22 protein-coding genes are annotated in these 22792 nt (G+C 56.6%); 11 read left to right on the top strand and 11 right to left on the bottom strand.

Annotation, left to right across the window (positions count from 1 at the left end; translation table 11 throughout):
- Nucleotides 1-320: 320 nt before the first annotated feature.
- Both H6F59_RS26145 and H6F59_RS00235 read right to left on the bottom strand, forming a co-directional pair.
- A complete protein-coding gene (locus H6F59_RS26145; RefSeq protein ID WP_199325458.1) occupies nucleotides 321-1736 on the bottom strand; it encodes an ATP-binding protein in 1416 nt (471 codons plus the stop codon).
- Entirely contained in the window at nucleotides 1733-2431 is a 699-nt protein-coding gene (locus tag H6F59_RS00235; protein ID WP_190520164.1) for a response regulator transcription factor, read from the bottom strand. Before H6F59_RS00235 ends, H6F59_RS26145 begins: the two co-directional genes overlap by 4 nt.
- Nucleotides 2432-2559: 128 nt before the next feature.
- Here H6F59_RS00235 and H6F59_RS00240 point away from each other — a divergent pair, with 128 nt between their 5' ends.
- Complete coding sequence (locus H6F59_RS00240) at nucleotides 2560-3126, top strand: hypothetical protein (RefSeq protein ID WP_190694131.1); 567 nt, start codon at nucleotides 2560-2562, stop codon at nucleotides 3124-3126.
- A gap of 155 nt (nucleotides 3127-3281) precedes the next feature.
- Here H6F59_RS00240 and lgt read toward each other — a convergent pair whose 3' ends face one another.
- Nucleotides 3282-4145 (bottom strand): prolipoprotein diacylglyceryl transferase, encoded by an 864-nt coding sequence (gene lgt / locus H6F59_RS00245; RefSeq protein ID WP_190694133.1) that lies wholly within the window; start codon nucleotides 4143-4145, stop codon nucleotides 3282-3284.
- A 268-nt stretch (nucleotides 4146-4413) separates the two neighbouring features.
- On the bottom strand, nucleotides 4414-5445 hold the full coding sequence (locus H6F59_RS00250) for a TOBE-like domain-containing protein (RefSeq protein ID WP_190694135.1): 1032 nt from the start codon (nucleotides 5443-5445) through the stop codon (nucleotides 4414-4416).
- A gap of 351 nt (nucleotides 5446-5796) precedes the next feature.
- Here H6F59_RS00250 and H6F59_RS00255 point away from each other — a divergent pair, with 351 nt between their 5' ends.
- The 6 genes from H6F59_RS00255 (at nucleotide 5797) to H6F59_RS00280 (ending at nucleotide 10446) form a co-directional block, all read left to right on the top strand.
- On the top strand, nucleotides 5797-6873 hold the full coding sequence (locus tag H6F59_RS00255) for a sulfate ABC transporter substrate-binding protein (protein WP_190694137.1): 1077 nt from the start codon (nucleotides 5797-5799) through the stop codon (nucleotides 6871-6873).
- 93 nt (nucleotides 6874-6966) lie between these two features.
- Nucleotides 6967-7812: a sulfate ABC transporter permease subunit CysT gene (gene cysT / locus H6F59_RS00260; RefSeq protein WP_190694139.1), complete on the top strand. Its 846-nt coding sequence runs from the start codon at nucleotides 6967-6969 to the stop codon at nucleotides 7810-7812.
- Nucleotides 7805-8677: a sulfate ABC transporter permease subunit CysW gene (gene cysW / locus H6F59_RS00265; RefSeq protein ID WP_190694140.1), complete on the top strand. Its 873-nt coding sequence runs from the start codon at nucleotides 7805-7807 to the stop codon at nucleotides 8675-8677. The genes cysT and cysW overlap by 8 nt, the downstream gene beginning before the upstream one ends.
- 11 nt (nucleotides 8678-8688) lie before the next feature.
- Nucleotides 8689-9000, top strand: a complete 312-nt coding sequence (locus H6F59_RS00270; protein ID WP_190694142.1) for an NIL domain-containing protein — start codon at nucleotides 8689-8691, stop codon at nucleotides 8998-9000.
- 186 nt (nucleotides 9001-9186) lie between these two features.
- On the top strand, nucleotides 9187-9987 hold the full coding sequence (locus H6F59_RS00275; protein ID WP_190694144.1) for a Crp/Fnr family transcriptional regulator: 801 nt from the start codon (nucleotides 9187-9189) through the stop codon (nucleotides 9985-9987).
- A gap of 30 nt (nucleotides 9988-10017) precedes the next feature.
- Entirely contained in the window at nucleotides 10018-10446 is a 429-nt protein-coding gene (locus H6F59_RS00280) for a GNAT family N-acetyltransferase (protein ID WP_190694146.1), read from the top strand.
- 45 nt (nucleotides 10447-10491) lie between these two features.
- Here H6F59_RS00280 and H6F59_RS00285 read toward each other — a convergent pair whose 3' ends face one another.
- The gene (locus H6F59_RS00285; protein ID WP_190694148.1) at nucleotides 10492-11067 is read right to left on the bottom strand and encodes an NADPH-dependent FMN reductase; all 576 of its coding nucleotides are present in this window, start codon (nucleotides 11065-11067) and stop codon (nucleotides 10492-10494) included.
- Between the two features lie 323 nt (nucleotides 11068-11390).
- On the opposite strand from H6F59_RS00285, the gene H6F59_RS00290 reads away from it, so the two are divergent.
- Complete coding sequence (locus H6F59_RS00290) at nucleotides 11391-11837, top strand: DUF2267 domain-containing protein (protein ID WP_190694151.1); 447 nt, start codon at nucleotides 11391-11393, stop codon at nucleotides 11835-11837.
- A gap of 142 nt (nucleotides 11838-11979) precedes the next feature.
- Here the strand turns inward: H6F59_RS00290 and H6F59_RS00295 are convergent, their stop codons facing one another.
- The 6 genes from H6F59_RS00295 to H6F59_RS00320 form a co-directional block, all read right to left on the bottom strand.
- Nucleotides 11980-12846 carry a nitrate ABC transporter ATP-binding protein gene (locus H6F59_RS00295; RefSeq protein ID WP_190694153.1) on the bottom strand — a complete coding sequence of 289 codons (867 nt, stop codon included), beginning with the start codon at nucleotides 12844-12846 and terminating at the stop codon, nucleotides 11980-11982.
- A 356-nt stretch (nucleotides 12847-13202) separates the two neighbouring features.
- Nucleotides 13203-15209, bottom strand: coding sequence for a nitrate ABC transporter ATP-binding protein (locus H6F59_RS00300; RefSeq protein WP_190520864.1), 2007 nt, complete (start codon nucleotides 15207-15209; stop codon nucleotides 13203-13205).
- Nucleotides 15210-15419: 210 nt separating this feature from the next.
- Nucleotides 15420-16271 (bottom strand): nitrate ABC transporter permease, encoded by an 852-nt coding sequence (ntrB, locus tag H6F59_RS00305; protein ID WP_190520142.1) that lies wholly within the window; start codon nucleotides 16269-16271, stop codon nucleotides 15420-15422.
- Nucleotides 16272-16548: 277 nt separating this feature from the next.
- On the bottom strand, nucleotides 16549-17895 hold the full coding sequence (locus tag H6F59_RS00310) for a CmpA/NrtA family ABC transporter substrate-binding protein (protein WP_190694156.1): 1347 nt from the start codon (nucleotides 17893-17895) through the stop codon (nucleotides 16549-16551).
- Nucleotides 17896-18195: 300 nt separating this feature from the next.
- Entirely contained in the window at nucleotides 18196-18375 is a 180-nt protein-coding gene (locus H6F59_RS00315) for a hypothetical protein (protein WP_190694157.1), read from the bottom strand.
- A 234-nt stretch (nucleotides 18376-18609) separates the two neighbouring features.
- A complete protein-coding gene (locus H6F59_RS00320; protein ID WP_190694159.1) occupies nucleotides 18610-20250 on the bottom strand; it encodes an energy transducer TonB in 1641 nt (546 codons plus the stop codon).
- Between the two features lie 297 nt (nucleotides 20251-20547).
- Here H6F59_RS00320 and H6F59_RS00325 point away from each other — a divergent pair, with 297 nt between their 5' ends.
- The 3 genes from H6F59_RS00325 (at nucleotide 20548) to H6F59_RS00335 (ending at nucleotide 22770) form a co-directional block, all read left to right on the top strand.
- Nucleotides 20548-21195, top strand: a complete 648-nt coding sequence (locus H6F59_RS00325; protein ID WP_190694161.1) for a MotA/TolQ/ExbB proton channel family protein — start codon at nucleotides 20548-20550, stop codon at nucleotides 21193-21195.
- 107 nt (nucleotides 21196-21302) lie between these two features.
- Nucleotides 21303-21710, top strand: coding sequence for a biopolymer transporter ExbD (locus H6F59_RS00330; protein ID WP_190694163.1), 408 nt, complete (start codon nucleotides 21303-21305; stop codon nucleotides 21708-21710).
- Nucleotides 21711-21741: 31 nt separating this feature from the next.
- Nucleotides 21742-22770, top strand: a complete 1029-nt coding sequence (locus H6F59_RS00335) for an iron ABC transporter permease (RefSeq protein ID WP_190694165.1) — start codon at nucleotides 21742-21744, stop codon at nucleotides 22768-22770.
- Nucleotides 22771-22792: the final 22 nt, after the last annotated feature.

Raw genomic sequence — 22792 nt, forward strand, 5'->3', positions numbered from 1 at the left:
AAAATGTTTAGCACGTGTCTCATACTGGCTTGCCGTAAGAACATAGAACTGACAACGACGAAGGCGACCCACCGCTGGCCCAAAGTAAAGCCAATAGTGAAGTATTTTCCTTAATTTAGTCTATACCTTTGTTAACAGATGTTTACATAACTCTAATATTTCTCTTTCAGTAGGACAAGAACTTGGCTGTCTGGGTTGGATGGTGTCAGGCCGAATTTAGAGGTTGAGTACAAGGCCTAGGGTTTAGGGCAAGACTTGGACCCTAGACCTTGTACCTGAAACCTTACACCCAAGTCCTCTCCTGTAGCTTGTACCTTTGATTAGCTAGAAGACAGGGGCAAGTGCAACTCCAACCGGGCCTCCCCATCGGGGCTAGGGGCCAGCGCCAGATTGCCGCCGTGGGTACGGGCGATCTCGCGAGCGAGGCTGAGGCCTAAGCCCAGCCCTTCGGTTTGGCGGGCGCGGGCGGGGTCGCCCCGGTAGAAGCGATCGAACAGGCGGCTGGCTTCGGTGGCGGTGAGGGGTGCTGTGGCGTTAGTTAATGTGAACTGCACTTGGGAATCAGCGCGGTTGACCGCCACCCGCACCCAGCCCTGGGGCAGGTTGTATTTGGCCGCGTTGGTGATCAGGTTTTGGATCACCTGGGTCAGGAGATCGCGATCGCCCATCACTCTCACCCCCGGCTCAATCTCAGCCGTCACCGCCAGCTCAGGGGCCAGCAGCGACAGATCTTCCAGCTGATCTTGCACTAAAGCGCTGAAGTCGACCGGCTGGCGCTGAATGCTCATCTGCCCGGCATCGGCCAGCGACAACAGCAGCAGTTTGCGTACAATGCCGCTTAGGTGGCGCACCTGGTCGAGCAGTTGGCTGAGAGTTTGCTGAGCCGCCGAGCCGGTTTCAACCTGTTGAATGGCTCGCTCTAGCTCGCCCTGGAGAATGGTCAGGGGCGTCTTGAGTTCGTGGGCGGCGTCGCCGCTGAAGCGAGATGCCTGTTGAAAGCTGCGCTCGAGCCGCTCTAGCATGGCGTTGAAGGCGGAAATTAGCGGTGCAAACTCGGGGTCGGGGTCGGCGGGCACCCGCTGGTGCAGCCCCTGGGCCGTCACCTGATTAATGCTTTGGCTGAGCTGGCGCACAGGCCGCAGCGCTTGGCCCGCGATCGTCCAGGCTCCGCCCCCAATCACCAGCAGTAAGCCGGGGATGGTCAGGGCGTAGATGCGTCGCAGGGTGGCCATCTCTTGACGGAGCGCGTCGAGGTTGGCAGCGATCGCCAGCTGACCCATAGGCGTAGCTCGCACCACCACTCGCCAAGGTCCGTCCGGCGTTCGCACTGTCATCAACCGGCGTGGTCCCCGACGCCCTTGAGTTGGGTCGGGTACAGGGGAGATTTGGGCGATCGCGCTGGGCCACTGGGGCGATTGATAGATCACCTCCCCCGTGCGGCCCACAATCAGAAGCCCCACCTCGGCATCGGCGGGCAGGCCCAGGTCTCGAGCCAAATCCGGTTCTGGGTTGGGGGGCAAGCCACTGCGATCGCCGGGAGAAAAATTGCCGCGATCGCCGGGGCGACCTGGGGGAACGGTGCGTTCTAACCGGGCATCAAGGCTATCGAGCTTGGCCTGGTAGATCAGCCAGCTCGATAGCAGGGCAAACCCCAGCAGCGCGCCCCCAGCCAGAGCGGCAGACCACAGCGCCAGCCGCAGCCTTAGGGAAAGTCGGGGCAGCGGCGATCGCGTCACGGGCGTTCCCCTCGGGCGCTCTCTTCGGGAGGGCGAAAGCGATAGCCCACTCCCCGCACGCTCTCGATCCACTGGGCCGCGTCTAGGGGGTCGAGCTTTTTGCGCAGCCGCTGAATGGCCACATCGACGACGTTGGTGCTGGGGTTAAAATCGTAGCCCCAGACATGCTCCAAAATTTGGGTGCGGGTCAGCACTCGGCCGGGCGATCGCATCAGATACTCCAGCAGATTAAACTCCCGCGCTGTTAGCTCAACCTGGTGCCCGCCGCAGGTGACCTCGCGGGTGATGCGATCGAGGCGCAGGGGGCCAGCGGCCAAAAAATTTTGTCGTTCTCCGCTGCTGCGCCGCACTACCGCATGGATGCGAGCTACCAGTTCTTCGACATAAAAGGGCTTGGCAATGTAGTCGTCAGCCCCGAGATTTAGCCCGGCCAGGCGATCGTCTAGCTCGTTGCGGGCAGTAATTAAAATCACTGGCACCGCGTAGCCCGCCCCTCGCAGCGCCTTGAGGATGGCCAGCCCGTCCATCCCTGGCACCATGATATCGAGCAGCACCACGTCGTAGGTGCGATCGGTGGCCAAGGCATAGCCTTCGGTGCCGTTGGGGCAGGTGTCAACCACAAAGCCCTGTTCTTGCAGCCCCTGGGCCACAAAACTGGCAATTTTGGCCTCATCTTCGACTAATAAAACGTTCATAGGCGCTCACAGCCTAGCACCGCCAGCGAACCACAAAAATGACAAAGCTGTAATTTGGCGGCCATGGTTTTGCCATAGTGCCCAGGCTTAATAGGAATCGTCAACCTAATCACCGGAGCAAATCATTCATGGTAATTCATCGTTCACTGCTGACTGCTGGCCTGGCGGCTGCCCTGGTTGGTGGTCTAGGTTTGGCCGCCTTTAGCCAAACCACCCAGGGTCAACCCCCGCAGCCCGAAGCCACTCCAACCGAGCCCGCTCAGCGGCCCGAAGGCCGGGGGCGAGGTCACGGTGAAGGGCTGGCCAACGCTGCGGCAGATCTAGGCGTTAGCGAGGCCGCCCTCAAAGCTGCCCTGGGTCTGCCTGCTGAACCGCCGCCGCGCCCTGACCTAGCCGCCGCCGCCACTGAGTTAGGGGTTAGCGAAACTGAGCTAGAGGAAGCCCTACGCAGCGGCAGAGACGGCGATCGCGGCCAAAGACTGGCCACCGCCGCCACACAGCTGGACGTCAGTGAAGCCGCCTTGAAAGAAGCCTTGGGCCTACCCGCTGAGCCCCCGCCGCGCCCTGAGCTGGCCGCCGCTGCTGCCGAGCTAGGCGTCAGCGAAACCGATCTTCAGGAAGCCCTGCGCAGCAACATAGGAAGAGGCGGCGGCCCCGGCAACTGCGGTTCCGAAGACAGTTCCCCGTCGCAGTAGTCCTCCAACCCCTATCAATCGTCACTCCCCTTGCTGCGCCTTGGAAATCACAACGAGATTTCCAGGGCGTTTTTTGGTTGGGCAATACGGCAGCAAATCAGAACGCGCACAGTGACAGGTGGGAGCCTTTACCTACGTACGCTCTCGATTGAGATTTAGCTGCCTTTGGCCACATCCGGCAGCGATCGCCGACCCACATACAGCCACAGTAACCCAGCCACTCCCAACGCTATACCGGTGAGGCTCACTACCTGGGCCATTCGCAGCGGCCCCAGCATTAGGCTATCGAGACGCAGGCCCTCGATCCACAGGCGGCCTAGGCTGTAGGTGGCGAAGTAGACCAAAAAGAGCGTACCCGTCTTCAGCCGTTCAGGATGGCGCAACCCCCAGAAAAACAGCCATAGCACCAAGGCAAACACCCCCAGGTTCCACAGCGATTCGTAGAGAAAGGTGGGGTGATAATACTCCACGGTTTCCAGACCAGGGGGGCGCTGGGCGGGGGGAATATAAACTCGCCAGGGCAGATTGGTTGGGCCGCCAAAGGCTTCGGAGTTAAAGAAATTGCCCCAGCGACCAATAGCTTGGCCCAGCACCAGGGCCGGAGCCACCACATCTGCCAAGGCCCAAAACGACAGTCGATTGAGACGAGCAAACAACAGCGCCGCCAGCATACCGCCCAAGATAGCCCCATGGATGGCAATGCCCCCCTGCCAAATGGCAAAGGCACTCAGCGGGTCATCGGCATAACGAGCCCACTCAAAGGCGACGTAGTAGAGACGGGCAGCAGGCAAAGCTCCCAGCACCAGCCAGATCGACAGGTCGGCAACTGCCTCTGGGTCAAGCCCGCGTCGCTGGGCCAGCCGTTGCGCCAGGGTAATGCCAATTGCCAGGGCGATCGCAATCAGCAGCCCATACCAGCGAATAGCCAGTGGCCCCAGCTGAAAGATAATTGGCCCCGGTGACGCCAGCTGCGCCAATCCGTTGACCGCTAGCCCCAGTTCTATGCCTGCTAACCCCATTGCCCGCCTACCTGCTTACGTCTTGGCCTCCAGATCGGGAATGCCAAAACCACTATGACATTATATTGAGGCTCTCCGGCTGACATACTGCTAGACTAAACCAGCTAAACGCCAGTTAAGGGTCAAAGCACTGGGCCAGGGGCAGGTCTTGGCCCAGTTTTACCGATCGCCAACATTGGGCTGCAACAAAGATGCTCGCAAGCAATTTCCCCTACCCTCCGAAAACGGGGGGTGGGGGAAATCGAGGTTTTTACAGTTTTCCTGAGCGCTAAGCTACCGATGGTGCGTAGCCCGCTGTGGCTGCAAAGCTGCGAATGAGCTTGGCCCGCAGGTAGACCGTTTGCCCCGTCTCAACACCCAGGTCGCGGTACTGCTCCCGGTTGATGTGGGCAGTAATCGGGTGGCCATTTTCGAGGGTGAGTTCGATGCGAATTGTCCAGCCCAGGTGGATGATGTGGTTGATCGTGGCAGCGACACTGCCGTCTTGATGGTCGGTGAAGATCTCAATGTCGTGGGGGCGTAAAAACACCTCCCCGTGGGTGGGTGCGTCGCGGTGAAGCGATTTCCAGGTGTTGTCCGGTGAGAGGACGTTGACTGCACCGATAAAGCTCATCACAAAGGGAGTGGCCGGGTCTTCGTACACCTCAGCGGGGGAGCCCACCTGCTCGACTCGACCCTGGCTCATCACCACGATTTCGTCGGCAATTTCCATCGCCTCTTCCTGGTCGTGGGTAACGAAGACAGTGGTGACATTCACATCGTTGTGGAGATGGCGCAGCCAGTCGCGCAAATCCTTGCGCACCTTGGCATCGAGGGCACCGAAGGGCTCGTCGAGCAGCAGCACCTGGGGCTCAACGGCGAGGGCCCGCGCCAGGGCCACCCGCTGCCGCTGACCGCCCGACAGCTGAGAGGGATAGCGATCGCCCAACCCATTTAGCTGCACCAGGTCTAGCAGGGTATCAACCCGATTCTTAATCCGCTCTTTGGGCCACTTTTGTAGCTCTAGGGCAAAGGCCACGTTTCTGCGCACGGTGAGGTGCTTAAACAGCGCGTAGTGCTGAAATACAAAACCCACCTGGCGATCTTGCACCGTCTTGTGGGTGGCATCTTGAGCCGAAATGTAGATTCTGCCGGTGTCGGCCTGCTCTAAACCGGCAATCACCCGCAGCAGGGTCGACTTACCCGAACCTGACGGCCCCAGCAGGGCCACCAAAGAACCACTCTTAATATCCAGAGTGATGGGCTCAAGGGCCTGAAAATCCCCAAATCGTTTTGAAACGTTGTCTACTCTGATTCCCACGGGCGTTTCCTAAAATCGACAGTGTGCTTCAACGGGGATGCGACATCGGAGCTTAGCGAAGCGGTGCCACTTTTCCCATCACCTCAAACCCAAATCTAGACAGCAGGGGCAGGGTGCGCCTCAGTTCTCCAGGGGCGATCGCCCACCGACCGAGCTGCAATGTGAACCTACGCTACCCCACCCACAATAAAATTGCAACTCATCCCAAAACAAGATCGATCTGGTTCCAAAAAAATGTGCAAATGGCTTCAACTTCATTTTGGATCTAAGTCCAAAATTTTATGATACAGTCCATAAACGTAATCCTCGAAAACCCTATCGAGATACCGGAGATTCTTTGGAGAGCTACCCATGACATCACCTCAACGTTATATTTCGCGGCGATCGGCAATCTTGTTTGCGGCTGGCCTGGGGCTAGCGGGTACCCTAGCCGCCTGCGGTAGCACCACATCGACTCCCGAAGCCAGCAATGGCGAAGCGACCACTGCTGCCGCCGGCCCCGTAGAGCTCACCCTGGTCTCCTACGCCGTGACCCAGGCAGCTTATGAGCAGATCATTCCTAAGTTCACCGAGAAGTGGAAGGAGGAAACTGGTCAGGATGTCACCTTTAATCAGAGCTACGGTGGCTCAGGCTCCCAAACTCGGGCTGTGCTCGATGGGCTAGAAGCTGATGTCGTCGCCCTGGCCCTGGCCGGAGACACCAAAAAAATTGAAGAGGGCGGCCTGATTGAAGCTGGCTGGGAAAACGAAGCCCCCAACAGCGCCATTGTGCATTCCTCAGTAGCGGCGCTGGTCACCCGCGAGGGCAACCCCAAAAATATCCAGGGCTGGGAAGACCTGGCCCGCGACGATGTGCAGGTGGTGACCGCCAACCCCAAAACCTCCGGCGGTGCCAAGTGGAACTTTTTAGGAGCCTGGGGTTTTCAGACCCAGACCGGTAGCGATGACGCCGCTGCCCTAGACTTCGTCACCAAGATTTATCAGAACGTGCCGGTGCTGCCCAAGGATGCGCGAGAATCCACCGACGTGTTTTTCAACCGAGGCCAGGGCGATGTGCTAATTAACTACGAAAACGAGGTGCTGCTGGCCGCCCAAAATGGCGAAGAGCTGCCTTTTGTTGTTCCCGATGTGAATATTTCCATTGACAACCCCGTTGCCGTTGTCGATGCCAACGTGGATAAGCACGGCACCCGCGAGGTCGCTGAAGCCTTTGTGGAGTTTCTGTTTACCCCAGAGGCCCAAGAAGAGTTTGCCAAAGTGGGCTTCCGCCCCTCCGACCCAGAGGTGGGTGAACAGTTTGCCGATCAGTTTCCTAAGATTGAAACCCTGTTTACGGTGGCTGATTTAGGGGGCTGGGAAGAGATTGACAAGAAGTTCTTCGCCGATGGGGCAATCTTTGACCAGGTTCAATCTAAAGTTGGCAAGTAGGTAGATGGCCCTTGCCTCAGCCCTATCCGATCGAGAGCAGGCTGAGGTGAGGGTCACCCGAAACGGACTGATCGACATGTTTTCTCTGCACCTATGACTTCATCCCCACCGTCTTCATCCCCGGGTCTTTGGCACCAGATTCTCCATGCTCCCTGGACTTGGCGGGTTACCTGGTTCTATCTCATTCTGTTTTTGTTTTTGCCGATGGCGGCGCTCGTACTCAAGGCGCTGACCCTCAACCCGGCAGAGATTTGGCGCATTGCTACCGATCCGGTGGCCATCTCGACCTACAACGTCACCTTTTTTACAGCGCTGGTGGCTAGCATTATTAACGGCTTTGCTGGGCTTATTATTGCCTGGGTGCTGGTGCGCTACGAGTTTCCGGGAAAGCGATTTTTAGATGCCATCATCGATCTGCCCTTTGCTCTGCCCACGGCAGTGGCTGGTTTAACCTTGTCCACTATCTACAGCACCAACGGCTGGATTGGCGGCTTTCTAGAGCCCTTTGGCATTAGGGTATCGTTTACCCGACTGGGGGTGCTGGTAGCGATGATCTTCATTGCGCTGCCCTTTTCGGTACGGACGGTGCAGCCGGTGCTGCAAGACATGGAGTCGGAAATGGAGGAGGCCGCCTGGTCTATGGGGGCTTCCCAGTGGCAGACCTTTAGGCGGGTAATTTTGCCGCCGCTGATGCCTGCCATTCTAACGGGCGTGGCCATGGGCTTTTCGCGGGCGGTGGGCGAATACGGCTCAGTGGTGATTATTGCGGGCAATATTCCCTTTCAAGACCTAATCGCTCCAGTGCTGATTGTTCAACGTTTGGAACAATTCGACTACGCCGGGGCCACGGTAATTGGCACGGTGCTACTGCTGATTTCGCTATCGGCACTGCTGGTGATCAACCTTATTCAAGCCCGCGGGAGGCGCTTCTATGGCTGATTCATCTCTAAAACAACCCATTGCTGCCGCTGGGTCTAGATCTCAGAGAGCAGCGTTTCAGTGGGGCAAGTGGCTGCTGGTGGCCTTTGTCTTTGGTTTCCTGGGGCTAATTTTGCTGGTGCCGACCCTCAACGTATTTTTTCAGGCTTTAAAGGCGGGTCTACCCGGGTTGCTCGACACGTTTAGCAACAAGTTCTTTTTGAATGCGGTCAAGCTGACGTTGATTACGGCAGCGATCACGGTACCGCTGAACACGGTGTTTGGGATCTGTGCGGCGCTGTCGTTGGCCAACAAAAATTTTCCAGGGCGATCGCTCCTGATCAGCATCATCGACCTGCCCTTCTCGATCTCGCCGGTGGTTGCGGGTCTCATGCTGGTGCTGCTGTTTGGCAACCGGGGTTGGTTTGGGCCTCTGCTCGATGCCAACGGCATCAAGATTATCTTTGCCCTGCCGGGCATCGTCATGGCCAGTATCTTTATCACCATGCCCTTTATTGCCCGTGAGGTGCTGCCCGCCCTCGAAGAAGCGGGCACCCAGCAAGAAGAGGCGGCTGCCACCCTGGGGGCGAGTCAGTGGCAGACCTTTTGGCGGGTCACGCTGCCGTCGATTAAGTGGAGTTTGCTCTACGGCCTAATTTTGACTAACGCACGGGCAATGGGTGAGTTTGGAGCGGTGACCGTGGTTTCGGGCAACATTGTCGGCAAAACCCAAACCTTGCCCCTCTTTATTGAAGAGGCGCACATCCAGTACAACAGCCAAGCGGCCTACACTGCCGCCCTGCTGCTGGCCTGTTTGGCCGTAGTCACCCTGGTGGTGAAGTTTGTGCTAGAGCGCGGCGCCGGCATTCAGAGCAAAAGTCACTAAGGAGGCTTGCGATGGCGTCTATTTCTCCCGACTATGGCCTTGAGGCAATCCACCTTAAAGACCCAGAAAGCCTGGTGCAAACCCAAGTCAAAATTCGCATTCCCAAGGCACGCCACCCCGACCCGGTAATCTCAAACCTGATCAACCGCTACGGGCTCAAGGTGAATATTCTGGGCGCGCTGCTGGGTGCCAACGGCCAAGAAGATGGCTGGTTTGATCTGGCCATTGAGGGCCAGGCTGGCACTGTTCACGAGGCCTTGCTCGATTTGGTGGAGCTAGAAGCCGATCTGTGGTTCAACACTGAAACCGACGACGGCTACTAAGTTTGTTTAGGGGTGGCTCGATGGCCTAAGGCCATCGAGCCACCCCTACCACTCACTGTCAGCTCAGCTGCCCACCCGGTTCAATTCTCCAATTCAAATACAAGTCAATCGAGATTGCGGTCAAGAATTCTTGAGCAAGCGTAGTTTTCGAGGGACAATGGCGGGGTAACGAACCTGTAGTGCAGTATGGCAAGGCAAAAAGGCCAGGTTGCGGCGACTGATGCCGTCGAAACCTTGACCACGAAAAGTTTTTTGTTTCAGGGCCTAGAGGCCAAAGACCTGCTCAACGGGTTAGACCCCAGCGTCTTGGTCGTAGAAAAGCTGTACTCCAATCGGCCGGTGTATACGGCCTTTCGTCCGCAGACTTGGTTAGAGCACCTTTACGTGGTGGTCGAGGGCGGCCCGGTGATCATGCGCAGCACTCCCCTCGACCGGGTGATGGCCATGACCTACCCCGGCGCCTGTTTTGGCATGCGCAATTTGCCCGTGGGGTTTGGGCCGGTGGTGCGGGCGTTTCCTAGCCTGGTGGAAGCCTACAAAACCACCGACGTGATCAAGGTGCCGGTGGCGGTGGTGCAATCGCTGTACGACCAGCATGAGGCCTTCCGCGATCGCTACTCTCTGTTATTTGAGCTGCGCGAGAAGTTTCAGTATCACCTGCTCAATTGCAGCACATACCCTCCCCAAGCGGTGGCGGCGCTGCTGCGGGCATTAATCTATCAAGAGCGCAGTCTGGGCAGTCAACCGAGCCAAGGCAGCAGCACTAGCTACTGCTTTGACCTGCCCATTGACCTCATCGCCCGCGCTTGCCAGCTCAACCACCGCACCGTTGAGCAGGTTTTAAAGGGACTGACTAAAGCGGGCTACATCAAAACCAGCAAAACTGCCGAGTCGGCCAATGACCAGGTGCAGGTGGTTGACCCCGAGGGGCTAAAAGAAGTGTACGGGGCCACCCGCGATAAGGTGTCGTGGTGGCCTTTAAAGTAAATCCTTGCATTGCGCTGGACTCGATCGCCTATGCAAATTAGACCCGGCGAGGTGGCAGACAGCGTTGCGATCGCGGCCCTGCTCACCGAGCTCGGCTACCCCGTCACCCCCGACTTTGTCATTCACAGCCTCCAGCGGCAGCTCACCCATGCCGATGCCGCGATTCTGGTCGCCATAGAACAGGACGCCATTGTTGGCTTCATTTCGCTGCACTTTATTCCGCAGCTGGCGCTGCCGGGAGACTTTTGCCGCATCAGCTACTTTTGCGTTGACCCGGCGGCACGGGGGCAGGGAGTGGGGGCGGCGCTGGAAACAGTGGCCAGCGATCTAGCTTGGGCGCGGGGGTGCGATCGCATTGAAGTGCACTGTCACAGCCGCCGCGCGCAGGCCCATCGGTTTTATTACCGGCAGGGCTATGTTGAGTCGCCCAAGTATCTGGTCAAACCTGCTCCTCCCTAGCGGCAGCGAGGCGCTAATGCTTGAGACATTGTCACGGGTTACTGCCTAGAGGTGAACCGCTGTGGATGGTTCGATCTCGTTGATGAGTGCCATGATGGCAGCGCTCAATTCGCCCGCAATCTCTGGCTCAGCCAGAATTCCAGCGACATCCAGATTTTTGCCCAGCAAAGAAACCGTGATGCAGGCTTCAGGCACAATACGCCCTGCCATAGTGGTCACAATTTCGATCAGCGAGGCTTGGGCGTAGGTGGCACGAGGCGAAGCATTGAATATCGCAACCGGCTTGCCCATAAACTCCTCACCACTCACTAACCAATCCAGCGCGTTCTTCAACACACCTGGTACGCCGTGGGCATATTCTGGGCTAGAAATTATGATGCCATCCGCCCATTTCACTTGGGCCCGTAAATCAGTTACCGCTAGTGGTTCCGCTGGCTCAAGGTCAGGGTTGAAATGGGGTAAATCATCGAGTCCACCATAAAGGTTCATCTCAACGAATTTAGGCGATAGGGCGATCGCAGCCTTAAGCAAAGCCATATTAGACGAACCCTGACGCAGACTGCCTGAAATTGCCAAAATATGTACGATTCGAGCTGTGTTCACAGCGTCTGTAGAAGTCATTGTTTTATCAGTCTATGCCTGAGGGGCTGATTGAGCAGTCGTTTGGGACGGAAAAAGCTGGCGCCATACAGGTTGAAAGTAAACATCCTACAGGTTTGGCAACTTGAACCTTGAACAGTTAACCGTCTCAACCAATAGCCTAGCGAGCTGACTATCAATTCAACCTCAATTCGAAATTAACGAGTGCTACGCTTGGCACCTCTACCAGATGGCTCCGTCAAAAGACGGATGGAATCTACCTTTACACTTCGCAACATGTAGTGGAACCCCGATGAATTGATTTAGTTCAATTCATTTTTTTGCAGAAGTTGTAGTGAGAAATTATGGCAAGTCAAACCCAGCAACAGTCTTTTCTTGACAAAGTGATAGAGCGGAGTAGTTTGAAAACCGCTAACGATGCCGAGCGGGCCACAAACATCGTATTCCGAATTTTGCGGGATATGATGTTGAACAAAACCAGCGATCAGATCGAAAAAGACCTCAAGGCAGGCGCATCTGAATCGGAGCAAGAAGTGCTTGATCTTTGGAAAGATCCCAACGTCATGGTCGCTTTCTTCAGCCGCATTAGCCCTGCGCAAAATTTACACATCAAGCCAGGGACATTTATGCTGCGTCTGCAACAAGAAGGTGCATTGCCCTCCGGGGTTGCTCCTGAGGAGGTAACAGCAGCCGTGTTCTCAGCTATGAAGGAAATTTTGCCTGCTGAACGAAACCAGGAAATTGCTTCAATCCTTCCCGGTGAAATTCGGCAAATTTGGGAGCAGGCGTAATGATCACCACTTCATAACTGAAGGGTGACCATAGTTAAAATTTGCTCTTAGCGCAATCCGTAGGGCAGAGATTCCAAGGTTCTAGTTCTGGCTCTACAAACTGGCCAGCAAACTTAGCTAGAGCCTTGGAATTTAGCGGTTGCTAGCTTTCGTCGTGGGCAAAGCGGTTGTAGAGAAAGTCGAGGGCGTGGTTGCGTAGCTGGTAGTACTGCGGGTCTTCCATAATCTGGTCGCGATCGCGGGGCCGTTCGAAGGGAATATTCATTACCTCGCCGATACCGGCAGCGGGACCGTTGGTCATCATCACTAGGCGATCGGCTAGGAATAATGCCTCGTCGATATCGTGGGTGATCATCAGCACCGTGCAGCGGTGGTCATTCCAGATTTTGAGCAGTTCTTCCTGGAGTTCTTCTTTGGTGATGGCATCGAGCGCGCCAAAGGGTTCGTCGAGAATCAGTACTTCGGGGCGAATGGATAGGGCGCGGGCGATGGAAACTCGCTGGCGCATGCCGCCGGAGATTTGGTCGGGGCGCTTGTCGGCGGCTTCGGTAAGCCCCACCATGGCCAAGTGGTCGCGCACGATCGCCCGCTTTTGGGCCTCGGGTTTGTTGGGCCACACCGATTTCACTGCCAGGTAGACATTCTCAAACACGGTGCGCCAGGGTAGTAGGGCGTAGTTTTGGAAAACAACCATGCGATCGGGGCCGGGTTTGAGGATGGGTTGCCCGTTGAGGGTGACAGAGCCTTGAGTAGCTTGCTGAAAGCCCGAGACTAGGCTGAGCAGAGTTGATTTGCCGCAGCCAGAGTGGCCAATGAAGCAGACAAATTCGCCTTGTTGAATGCTCAGGTTGACGTTTTCTAGTACTGGGAATCGGCCTTTGGCAGTGGGGAAGCTTTTAGAGACCTGATCGAAGACCAGAAAACCTTGGTCGGAGGAGGGTTGGGTATAGTCGGCCTGTCCGGAATGGGCGGGGCGACGAGACTTGAGTTTGAGAGGGGTGGGCTGCATGGTTTTACTCCTTAAAGATGGAATGTTCTAAGCGTTGAGATGTTGGTTGCCGAGAAAGCGATCGCCTAGGGCGTAGGATGCTGGGCTGACGAAAGTGAGGTAGCAAAGCCAAGGTTGCTGCTGGGGCCATTTTGCAGGCCCCAGACCCCCATCGACAAGGACGTTCCGTCGTCCTTGACCTCACGGAAAGGATTGGCTGGTCATCGGTTTAAACGCCTGTTCTGCCGATGGAGGTATCAAAGGAATCAAACTGTGGGGTTCCAAACCTGAATTGGACGGAAGGCTCCAAACTCTGACTAGATGAATGAAGAAGCAAGCGTCACCCATCCACCCCCTACCCATCCACTCCCCACCCCCTACGCAGCCAAGGCTGCCATCCGTCCATCCAACACCACCTCAGCAATGGTGATGTCGCGCTTAATAGCGAGGCTGTTCAAATACCCGATGGGATCTTGGGCGTCAAAGTCGGTGCCATCGAATAGGTGAATGCTGCCGCGAGTAAATTTGGCATCGAGCAGGCCCAGTTCGCGGGCGGCGGTGCTATAGACATCGACTCGCACAATGCGTTCGAGAATCTCCAGCCAGTTGCGGGGGAAGGGCACGTCACCCCAGCGGGCGAGTTGGGTCATGTGCCAGAGGTGTTCGGTGCGGCTGGGGCGGTTGGCTCCGTCGCCAAAGAACAGGTGGTGGGCGTACTCGCGCATGGGCTTTTGCAGCTCGCAGACTTTGGTGTTGGGGTCACCTAGCTGGATGTAGTCGATGGGGGTGCCCAAGTAGGCGCGCTGAGAAAGAATCTGGCGAATCTCTAGCTCGTTTTCGGGGTCGGCGCAGTAGCGGCAGGCGTCGAGCAGGGCCTTGGTGAGGGCGATGTGGGTGTTAGGGTAGGCGGCAGCCCAGTCTTCGCGCACGCCGAGCACTTTGCCGGGGTGGCCGTCGTAAATTTCGCGATCGGTGGCGATGGTGAAGCCGACCTCGTCCATGGCGGCGCGCAGGTTCCAGGGTTCACCGACGCAGAAGCCGTCGATCGCATTGTTCTTCAGATCCACCACCATCTGGGCGGGGGGTATGGTTTGCAGAGCCAGGTCGCGATCGGGGTCGATGCCGCCCGCTGCTAGCCAGTAGCGCAGCAGCAAATTGTGCATCGACGACGGGTGCACCATGCCCATGCGGTGCTGGGTCTCGGGGGTGCGGTGCAGCATATCGCGAAAGGCATCCAGGCTGTGGACACCCTGGTCGTAGAAACGGCGAGATAGGGTGATGGCGTTGCCGTTGCGGGTCATGGTCAGCGCGCTGATCACGGGCAGCGGGGTATTTTTGTGGCCACCCAGGGAAAACCACAGGGGCATACCGGAGGGCATTTGGGCAGCATCCAGGTAGCCGCCGGCGATGCCGTCCACAATGCCGCGCCAGCTGGTTTCGCGGGTCAAGTTGACTTCCTCCAGGCCGTGCTTGGCAAAGAAGCCTTTTTCCTTGGCGATCGCCACCGGGGCACAGGCGGTCAGTGGCACAAAGCCAATGTCCAGATTCACTTTCTCTAGCCCGTGGCGAGCCACCGCCGTGGTTTTTCTGGCCCGCAGCTTTTTGATTCGCTTTTGCTGGTTGAGGAAGTAGATGATTTCGCTGCGCAGGCTGTAGTAGCTGGGGTGCTCAACCACCTCCATGCGCTGGCGGGGGCGGGGAATATCGACCTCTAAAATGTTGCCGATCTCGGCTCCGGGGCCGTTGGTGAGCATAACAATACGATCGCTCAGCAGCACCGCCTCATCCACATCGTGGGTGACCATCACGGCAGTGACTTTGTTCTCGTCGCAGATGCGCATCAGCTGAGTTTGCAGATTGCCCCGAGTTAGCGCATCCAGCGCCCCGAAGGGTTCATCAAGCAGCAGTAGCTTGGGGCGAATGGCCAGGGCGCGGGCGATCGCCACCCGCTGTTTCATGCCCCCCGAGAGCTGGTCGGGCCATTTGTCGGCGGCGTGTTGCAAACCTACCAGGTTAATGTGCTCTTCGACAATGGCGCGGCGATCAGCCTTAGACTTGTCGCCGTAGACCGAATTTACCGCCAGAGCAATATTTTCGCGCACCGATCGCCAGGGCAACAGCGAATAGTTTTGGAATACCACCATGCGATCGGGACCGGGTTCGGTGATTTTCTTACCCTCCAGGGTGAGCACTCCAGAACTGGGCAGCGAGAGGCCCGCGATCATATTTAAAAGGGTCGACTTGCCACAGCCCGAGTGGCCAATAAATGAGACAAATTCGCCCGTTTTAATTGTTAGGTCAATGCCCTTGAGGGCGATGTACTCGCCGCCGTCGGATAGGTTAAAGACCTTATCAACCTGATCCACTGCCACCAATAAGCTCATAGTTCTATCCTCGCGATCGTTGTTAAGTAATGCCGTGGGGTGGGCACTGCCCACCAACGAAAATGTCAAGCGTTATAGATTTCCAACCCGTTGGGTTCCGCTGGCGCTCCACCCAACCTACAGTTCTGGATTCCGGCTCCCCTCTCCTCCCTGGGAGAGGGGCCGGGGGAGAGGGCAAACCCAGACCGAGCGGATTTCCCCTCAAAATTCCTACTTCCGAGCCGGAGCAATCTTCGTCTGCAAAAAGGCGATCGCGCGATCGAGCAGCAGACCGACAAAGCCGATGTAAAATACCGCCAAGATAATCTCGCTGATGTAGTTCTGCTGGTAGGCATCCCAGATAAAGAAACCGATGCCCACAATCCCCGACATCACAATTTCTGCTGCAATAATCGCCAGCCAGGCCAAACCGATCGCAATTCTCAGTCCGGTGAAAATGTAGGGCAGTGCCGACGGAAACAGAATGTTCAAGTAATAGTCTTTGCGAGACAGTTGCAGCACCTTAGCCACATTGTCGTAGTCTTCTGGAATCTGACGCACACCCTCAATGGTGTTGATCAAAATCGGCCACACAGAAGTGATGAAAATTACGAAGATGGCAGCGGGCTGGTTTTGTTGCAGCGCCACCAGGGCGATCGGAACCCAGGCCAGGGGTGCCACCATCCGCAAAAACTGAAAAATGGGGTAAGTGGCTTTATTTAACCAGGGGCTAGTTCCCACTAAAACCCCAACTCCAATGCCAACTACAGCAGCAGCGCTGTAGCCCTGGGCAACCCGGCCTAGGCTAGCCAGAGTTTGCCAAAACAGCCCCTTATTCAGGCCACCCAAATCAAAGAATGGATATAGCAATAGCTCGCGGGTGCGCGTATCGGTCCACAAACTTAGCGGCCCGGGCAGTCGGGTAGCTCCCGACCACGACACCAATTGCCACACCGTCAAAAACACCGCAATACCAATGATGGGGGGAATCAGGTCAGGGCCCCGCTTTTGCCAAAACTCCTGAACCGAGCCTAGAAAAGGATTAGGGCGTGCCTGCTTGCGAACTGGAGAGTGAGTAACCATAGTTGCCGTACCTAAGTTAGAAGGAAAAATCACAAACGCTTTGAGGAGGAAACCCACCCCGGCCTTTCTTTGGGGAGACCGACCGAGGTAGGCTGGTTCAGGCACCGAGGCAAGGGGGAATGGGGCTGCTGTGGACGATGGACCCCATGCTCTTGCCTTTGGTCATCTCTCTCTGAACCAGTGCTGTTTGGAGTTAGGGGTAGATGGGTGGATGTGTAGATGGGCGTAACTACCTCGCCTACCCATCCACTCGCCCACTCATCCACCCTTTCTCCGCCTAGACCCGCTTAATCTGAAGACTGTTGAGATATGCCTCAGGGTTGGCCGGGTCAAACTTGATGCCGTCAAAGAAGGTTTCAACGCCGCGAGACGTATCGGCAGGAATATCAGCGGTGAACCCTGCTTCGGTAGCGGCTTCACGCCAGAGGTCTTCACGGTTGACGGAGTCGACAATGCGCCGCACAGTGTCAAAGTCGGTGAGCTGGTCCTTGTGGAAACCCCAACGCATGCTCTCGGTTAAAAACCACAGGTCGTGGCTCTTATAGGGGTAAGACACGTTGCCTTTGGGGTCTTTCCAGTAGAGAGGGCCAGCGTTGATGTCGTTAACATCGGCTTTGCCGTCGCCCATGGTGTACTGGCCTTTGTAGGGCGGCGTGAGAATCTCGGGGGGAATGTTGAAGTAATTGCGACCAGAGGTAATTTGTACCAGTTCAGCCCGATTGTCAGGGTTGTCGCACCACTGCTGGGCCTCCATCAACCCTTTTAGCAAAGCCTTGGTGGCTTTAGGATTTGCATCGACCCAGTCAGCTCGCAACGCCAGGTATTCTTCTGGATGAAAGGCCCACATTTCGTGGGTCAGACCCGCCATGAAGCCAACGTCGTCGGCCACGATGCGGTACGGCCAGGGGTCGCCGGTGCTAAAGGCGTCCATGGTGCCGTTGCGCATGCCCTGCACAGTTTCGGCTGGGGGCACCGCCAGCAGGTCAATATCTGTGTCGGGGTCAACGCCACCCGCAGCAAACCAATAGCGAATCCAAAAGTCTTGGTTCACGTTGGGGAAGGTGTGAGCCGCTTTAAACTTGCGGCCCTGGGTGCTGGGAAACCCTTTGATGTAGTCAGCGGCACTTGAGATATCTAACCCAAAGCCTTTGCCGGCATGGGTGTTAGCAATGGCAATGCCATTGCCCTGAGTATTGAGCTGGGCCAGCACATACATAGGAACCTTTCGGCCGTTGGTAAGAATGCCTTCGCTGATTAGGTGAGGCATGGGCATTTGCCACTGACCTCCATCGATGCCGCCCCCGGCAGAGCCAATGGTGACGTTGTCGCGCGCCGAGGCCCAGTTAGCCTGCTTGGCAACTTCTACCTCAGTCATGCCGTACTTGGCAAAGAAGCCCTTTGTCTGGGCAATGATTATCGCTGCCGACTCCACAATGGGAATGTAGCCCAGCTTGACCTTAGGGGTCTCGGGCGTGTCAGCGGCGGACAAAGGGGCAGCGGCAGCTACCTGCGTGACGGCAACCGTAGCCGATGGGGGATTGCCCAAACAGCCTTTGAGTAGCAGCGAACTAGCCGCCGATACACCAGCGGTAACCAGAAACTTGCGACGCGAATAATCGGACATAGGACCTCCTTTGAGCAATCTCCGCAGGGGGAGCGCCGGTAGCTAAATGACTGTGGATTAGTTGAACAGCTGTGGGTGAGCAGACTGGACCACGAGGCTTACGCCCCAAGAAGCCTAGGGCTTCGACCAAAGAGAACATCTAAAACGTACATTGATTAAAATCAATTACACATTTGTTTTGCATGAAAGTAAGTCTATAGGCATTTTTGAACCAGTGGATCACCTTGAGGCGCAAGTTTGCAATGCAATTTTTAATTCAATTGATAGGTTTGGCTTATTTGAGGTGATCTATCTATAGCCTCAATTAATATTGCCGCCATATTTACGGCTGGTTGCAGCCCTGAGTTGTCCCATCCCATGGAGAGGCAGACCCAGAAAATATTGACCGGGGTTAAACCAGAGCACAATGGAGCCAATGGGCGATCGCGCTAGATCGGGCACCCGGTCGCCGCTATATAGAAAGCCCCGGCTAGACACCAAGGTGCAGCCGCAAGAAGCAAAAGCTTCTTGCGGCGTTGCTATGATCTGACCCCCCAGTCTTGGGGGATTTGAAGGGCCATGCAGAGTCTGAAGGCTTTGCCGGTTCATTCCTCATTCAGCAACACCGCTTTTGTTCATGCCAAAAGCAGTGCGTCCCGCGTCGGCAACCGACGCGGGACGCACCAAGACAAACAAGGCTTGGCTTCAGAATATAAGTTCAACCTTGCGCTGCATCTACTCCCCAGTTGGTGCAGCTGACGGAGCCGGCTCCGCTGCTGGCGGAGGACTAGCCGGGGGCGGTGAGGGTGGTGCAACTGGCGCGGGTGGCGGAGCCGCCGGCTCCTGCGGCCCCGGCGGTGGGGGAGCGCTGGGCGCGGGTGGACTAGGGGTAGGCGCTTGCACCGGCGGCGGGCTCGCTGGTGCGGGCTCTGGCTCTGGCTCTGCGGGTGCGGGCTCTGCTGCCTCTGCGGGTTTCGGCTCTACAGGTTCTGGCTCTGCTGCCTCTGCCTCTACGGGTTCTGGCTCCGTGGGCTCTGGTTCTGACGCCGCTGGTGGAGTTGGAGTTGCAGCTGGCTCATCAGCCTCAACAGGTGGAGTCGGCGTGGGCGTTGGTTCGGGGCTGGGCTCGTTTGTTGCTGTCTCGGGAGTAGGGTTGGCCTCTGGCGGTAGCTCTACCGCTTGGCGATCGCCCCGACGACGGGCATCGCGGTTGCGACGCGACCCTTCAATGGTCAGGTCATACTCGATAGGAACGCTGGCTCCCCCACTAACTGGCCGGAACCGAGAATTTCTGGCGGCCTGAATGGCGGCTTGGTCGATCGCCGGGTTGCCACTAGAGCGAGTCAGGGTAACACTGCGAACGCTGCCATCGGGATTGATATCAACACTGACCATGGGTTGGCCTTCCGCTCCGGCATCCAGAGCGCTTTGAGGATAAGCGGGACGCACGCAGTTTTGACAGGCTACAGTGCGCGAACCCTGGCCCGTGCCACTGCCGCTGCCACTACCACTACCACTGCCGCTGCCGCTACCACTACCTGTGCCGCTACCACTACCACTGCCGCTTCCACTGCCGCTACCGCTGCCTGTGCCGCTGCTACCACTGCCGCTTCCACTGCCGCTACCGCTGCCTGTGCCGCTGCCACCACTGCCGTTGGAAGGAGCAGTGGCGACTCCACTGCCGTCGCCAGCAACACCACCTCCAGCAGCTGAGTCAGCGGCAGTCTGAGCTTGTGCATCGCGCAGACGCTGCAAAAAGTCGCGCAGGTTCTCAGCCTGAGATTCTGTAGACTCAGCAGTTAGAGCTTCTTGCTCTAAGTCTTCTGTTTCTGAGGTTTCTGGCTCAGTCTCTGACTCTTCTTCCGAGATTTCCGGCTCTTCTGTTTCTGAAATTTCTGGTTCAGTCTCTGGCTCTTCTTCTGAGATTTCCGGCTCAGCTTCAGGTTCCTCAACGACTGAATCGGCTTGGGTGTTTCGCTCAAGTTCAGGCTCCGATTCAACCCGCTTTACAGGAGGTGCGACTCGGGCAGGGGCAGGGGGTGCTGTGACCTGAGCTGCCGTAAAGTTTCCACCACCGCCGCCGCCGCCGCCACCGCCACCGCCACCCCCCGGTGCGGCGTCATTAACTTCGGTGCTGATTTCAGCGGGCAAGTTTGGGTCGGGAATGGCTTCAGGTGTATCGGGCAGGGGTTCGACGACAACCAGCTCGATTGGCTCAATGTCATCGGCAGCCAGCCTCTGCCAAAAATCGAGCTGGCTGAGGCCAAAACCTACCCCATGTGTCCCCACAGAGCCTAAAAGCCCCCAAAGCAGAATCTTGCGGAGTTTTTGCTGCTCGTGCTGGTGTTGTTGACTGCAAATCTCTGAAAGACTCATTAGTGCTTGCCCAAGAAACGGCAAAAATCTTCTTAGCTATATTACACAATCGGCAAACAGTTGCATTAAGACTGCGGTTTTTAATGCCGAATTATCCTTAGAAACGATCGCTAATAAAGATCGAGATTTTGCCAAAAGCATTCCTGAACAAGGGTTCTACACGTTTCCATCCTTAGTTTACTCTCTGAAATTGCTGCCAAGGCCAGACCTGCTGATGAAAATAATCCTAGTTTTAATCTTGACATTGGCTCGCAAATCAGAGTGAATGCTTGTTGACACTATTTTGCAGCAAAGCCTATGGATACTATTTTTGCGGCGGGCGGCATCGTCATGTGGCCACTGCTGGGGTTCTCGATTCTGGCGATCGCGCTCATCATTGAGCGGACGGTCTTTTGGTTTCGCATCAATCGCCGCCAGCGTCCAGTAATGCAAGAAGTTTTGCGCACCTATCGGCAAGCCCCGATGGATGTGTACCCCAAGCTGCGACAAAACGTGAATCTGCCCACGGCCCGCATTTTTCTTGAAGCCCTAGAGCTAGAAGGTGCTAAACCCAGCCAGTTTCATCTGGCCCTGCTCAGCGCTATGCAGGCAGAGCTACCTCATCTGCGCCGGTTTAATACAGTTTTCGCCACAATTGTTACGCTCTCACCATTGCTGGGCCTATTAGGCACTGTTTTGGGGCTAATTGCGGCCTTTAGCGCCTTAGGAATTGGCGATATCAACTCGAATGCGGCTGCCGTGACGGGTGGCATTGCCGAAGCTCTGGTCTCAACCGCCGCAGGGATGGTCGTAGCCATCGGCACACTGCTATTTGCCAATATCTTCAAGGGTCTCTACAAGCGGCAGGTGTCGTTGATTCAAGAGTACAGCGGGCAACTTGAGATTCTCTATGAAACCCACTACGACCGAAAGACCCAGCTTAGGGAAGAGACCTTTGCCAGATAGGGAATAGGTGTCAGGTATTAGGTACCGGATACAGGTAAAAAAACTACAACTGGCACCCATCCACTCCCAACTCTCCTACCCATCCACCCTCCCACCCATCCACCCCTATGTCCTACCTTCCTGAAGAGCCAGAAGAAGAGTTTGAGCTAAACGTCGTGCCCATGATCGACGTTATTTTTGCGATTTTGACATTTTTCATTATGTCTAGCCTGTTTTTAACTCGCTCTGAGTCGCTGCCGGTGAATTTGCCCAAGGCGGTTAGTGCTGAGATGCAAAAACAAGATCAGATCACCGTAACGGTGCAGGAGTCGGGGGATATTGCCCTGAATAAAGAGGCGATCGCCCTAGATAAGCTGCAAACTGGCGTGCGCGATCTGATGGGCACATCTCAGGAATCAGTGATTGTGATCAACGCCGATGAAGCCGTCAACCACGGTCGCGTGATTGCGGTGATGGACGAACTGCGAGCGATCGAGGGTGCAACCTTGGGGATTGCGACTCAGCGAGGCGAGTAGGAATCGTTTCGGTGGTTTTCGATCAACTGATATGGATGCAAAGTCGGTGCAAGCCCAACCCCTAGCTATCTCTAAATCACCTGTATCCCTGGCGCTGGGGTTAGGGTTGGGCATTGGTGTCTTGCTGGTTTGCCTGCTGTGCAGCATTCTGCTGGGGGCGGCAGATATTAGCCCCGCAACAGTGTGGCAAGCCATTTTTCAGTTTGATGGCTCGACCGAACACTTGATTATTCGCACGGTACGGCTGCCTAGGGCAATTTTGGCGGTGGTGGTGGGAGCGGCGCTAGCGGTAGCGGGGGCGATTACCCAAGGGTTGACCCGAAATCCTCTGGCAGCCCCAGACATTTTGGGTATTGATATGGGAGCAGCGCTGGCGGTGGTGCTGGCAATATTCTTTTTGGGCAGCGGTGGCAGCTATGTAGGGTTTGCCTTTGCCGGAGCCGCGATCGCCGCCATCACCGTCTACTGGATGGGCTCCCTAGGCCGCAGTGGCCTCACACCGCTGAAACTGGTGATCGCCGGAGCCGCCATTTGGTATCTGCTCAGCTCGCTCACCTATGGCATTCTCATCCTCAGCCAGCGCACCCTAGACGAAATTCGCTTCTGGCTAGCCGGGTCGCTAGCCGGGCAGGATATGGCCAGTATGCTACCGGTGCTACCCTACATCGCCCTGGGGCTGGTCGCATCTCTGGCCCTAGGGCGGCAGCTGACGCTGATGAGCCTGGGGGAAGAAGTAGCCCAGGGCTTAGGGTTGCAGACGGCTTGGGTGAAAGCGGGGGCAGCGATCGCGGTGGTCTTGTTGGCGGGCAGCTCCGTCGCCTTGGCTGGCCCCATTAGCTTTGTCGGCCTAGTGGTGCCTCACGTGGTGCGCTTTGCCGTCGGTGTCGACTACCGCTGGATTTTGCCCTATTCAATGCTTTTTGGGGGCATTTTGCTGTCAGTCGCCGACCTCGCTGCTCGCCTAATCATCCGCCCCCAAGAGCTGCCAGTAGGCATTATGACGGCACTGGTGGGGGCACCATTCTTTATTTGTTTAGCTAAGTCAAAGATCAAGCGGTAGGGCACAGGTTGATAGTGGGCAA

Origin of the sequence: Nodosilinea sp. FACHB-141 (assembly GCF_014696135.1) — a bacterium.
Lineage (GTDB): Bacteria > Cyanobacteriota > Cyanobacteriia > Phormidesmidales > Phormidesmidaceae > Nodosilinea.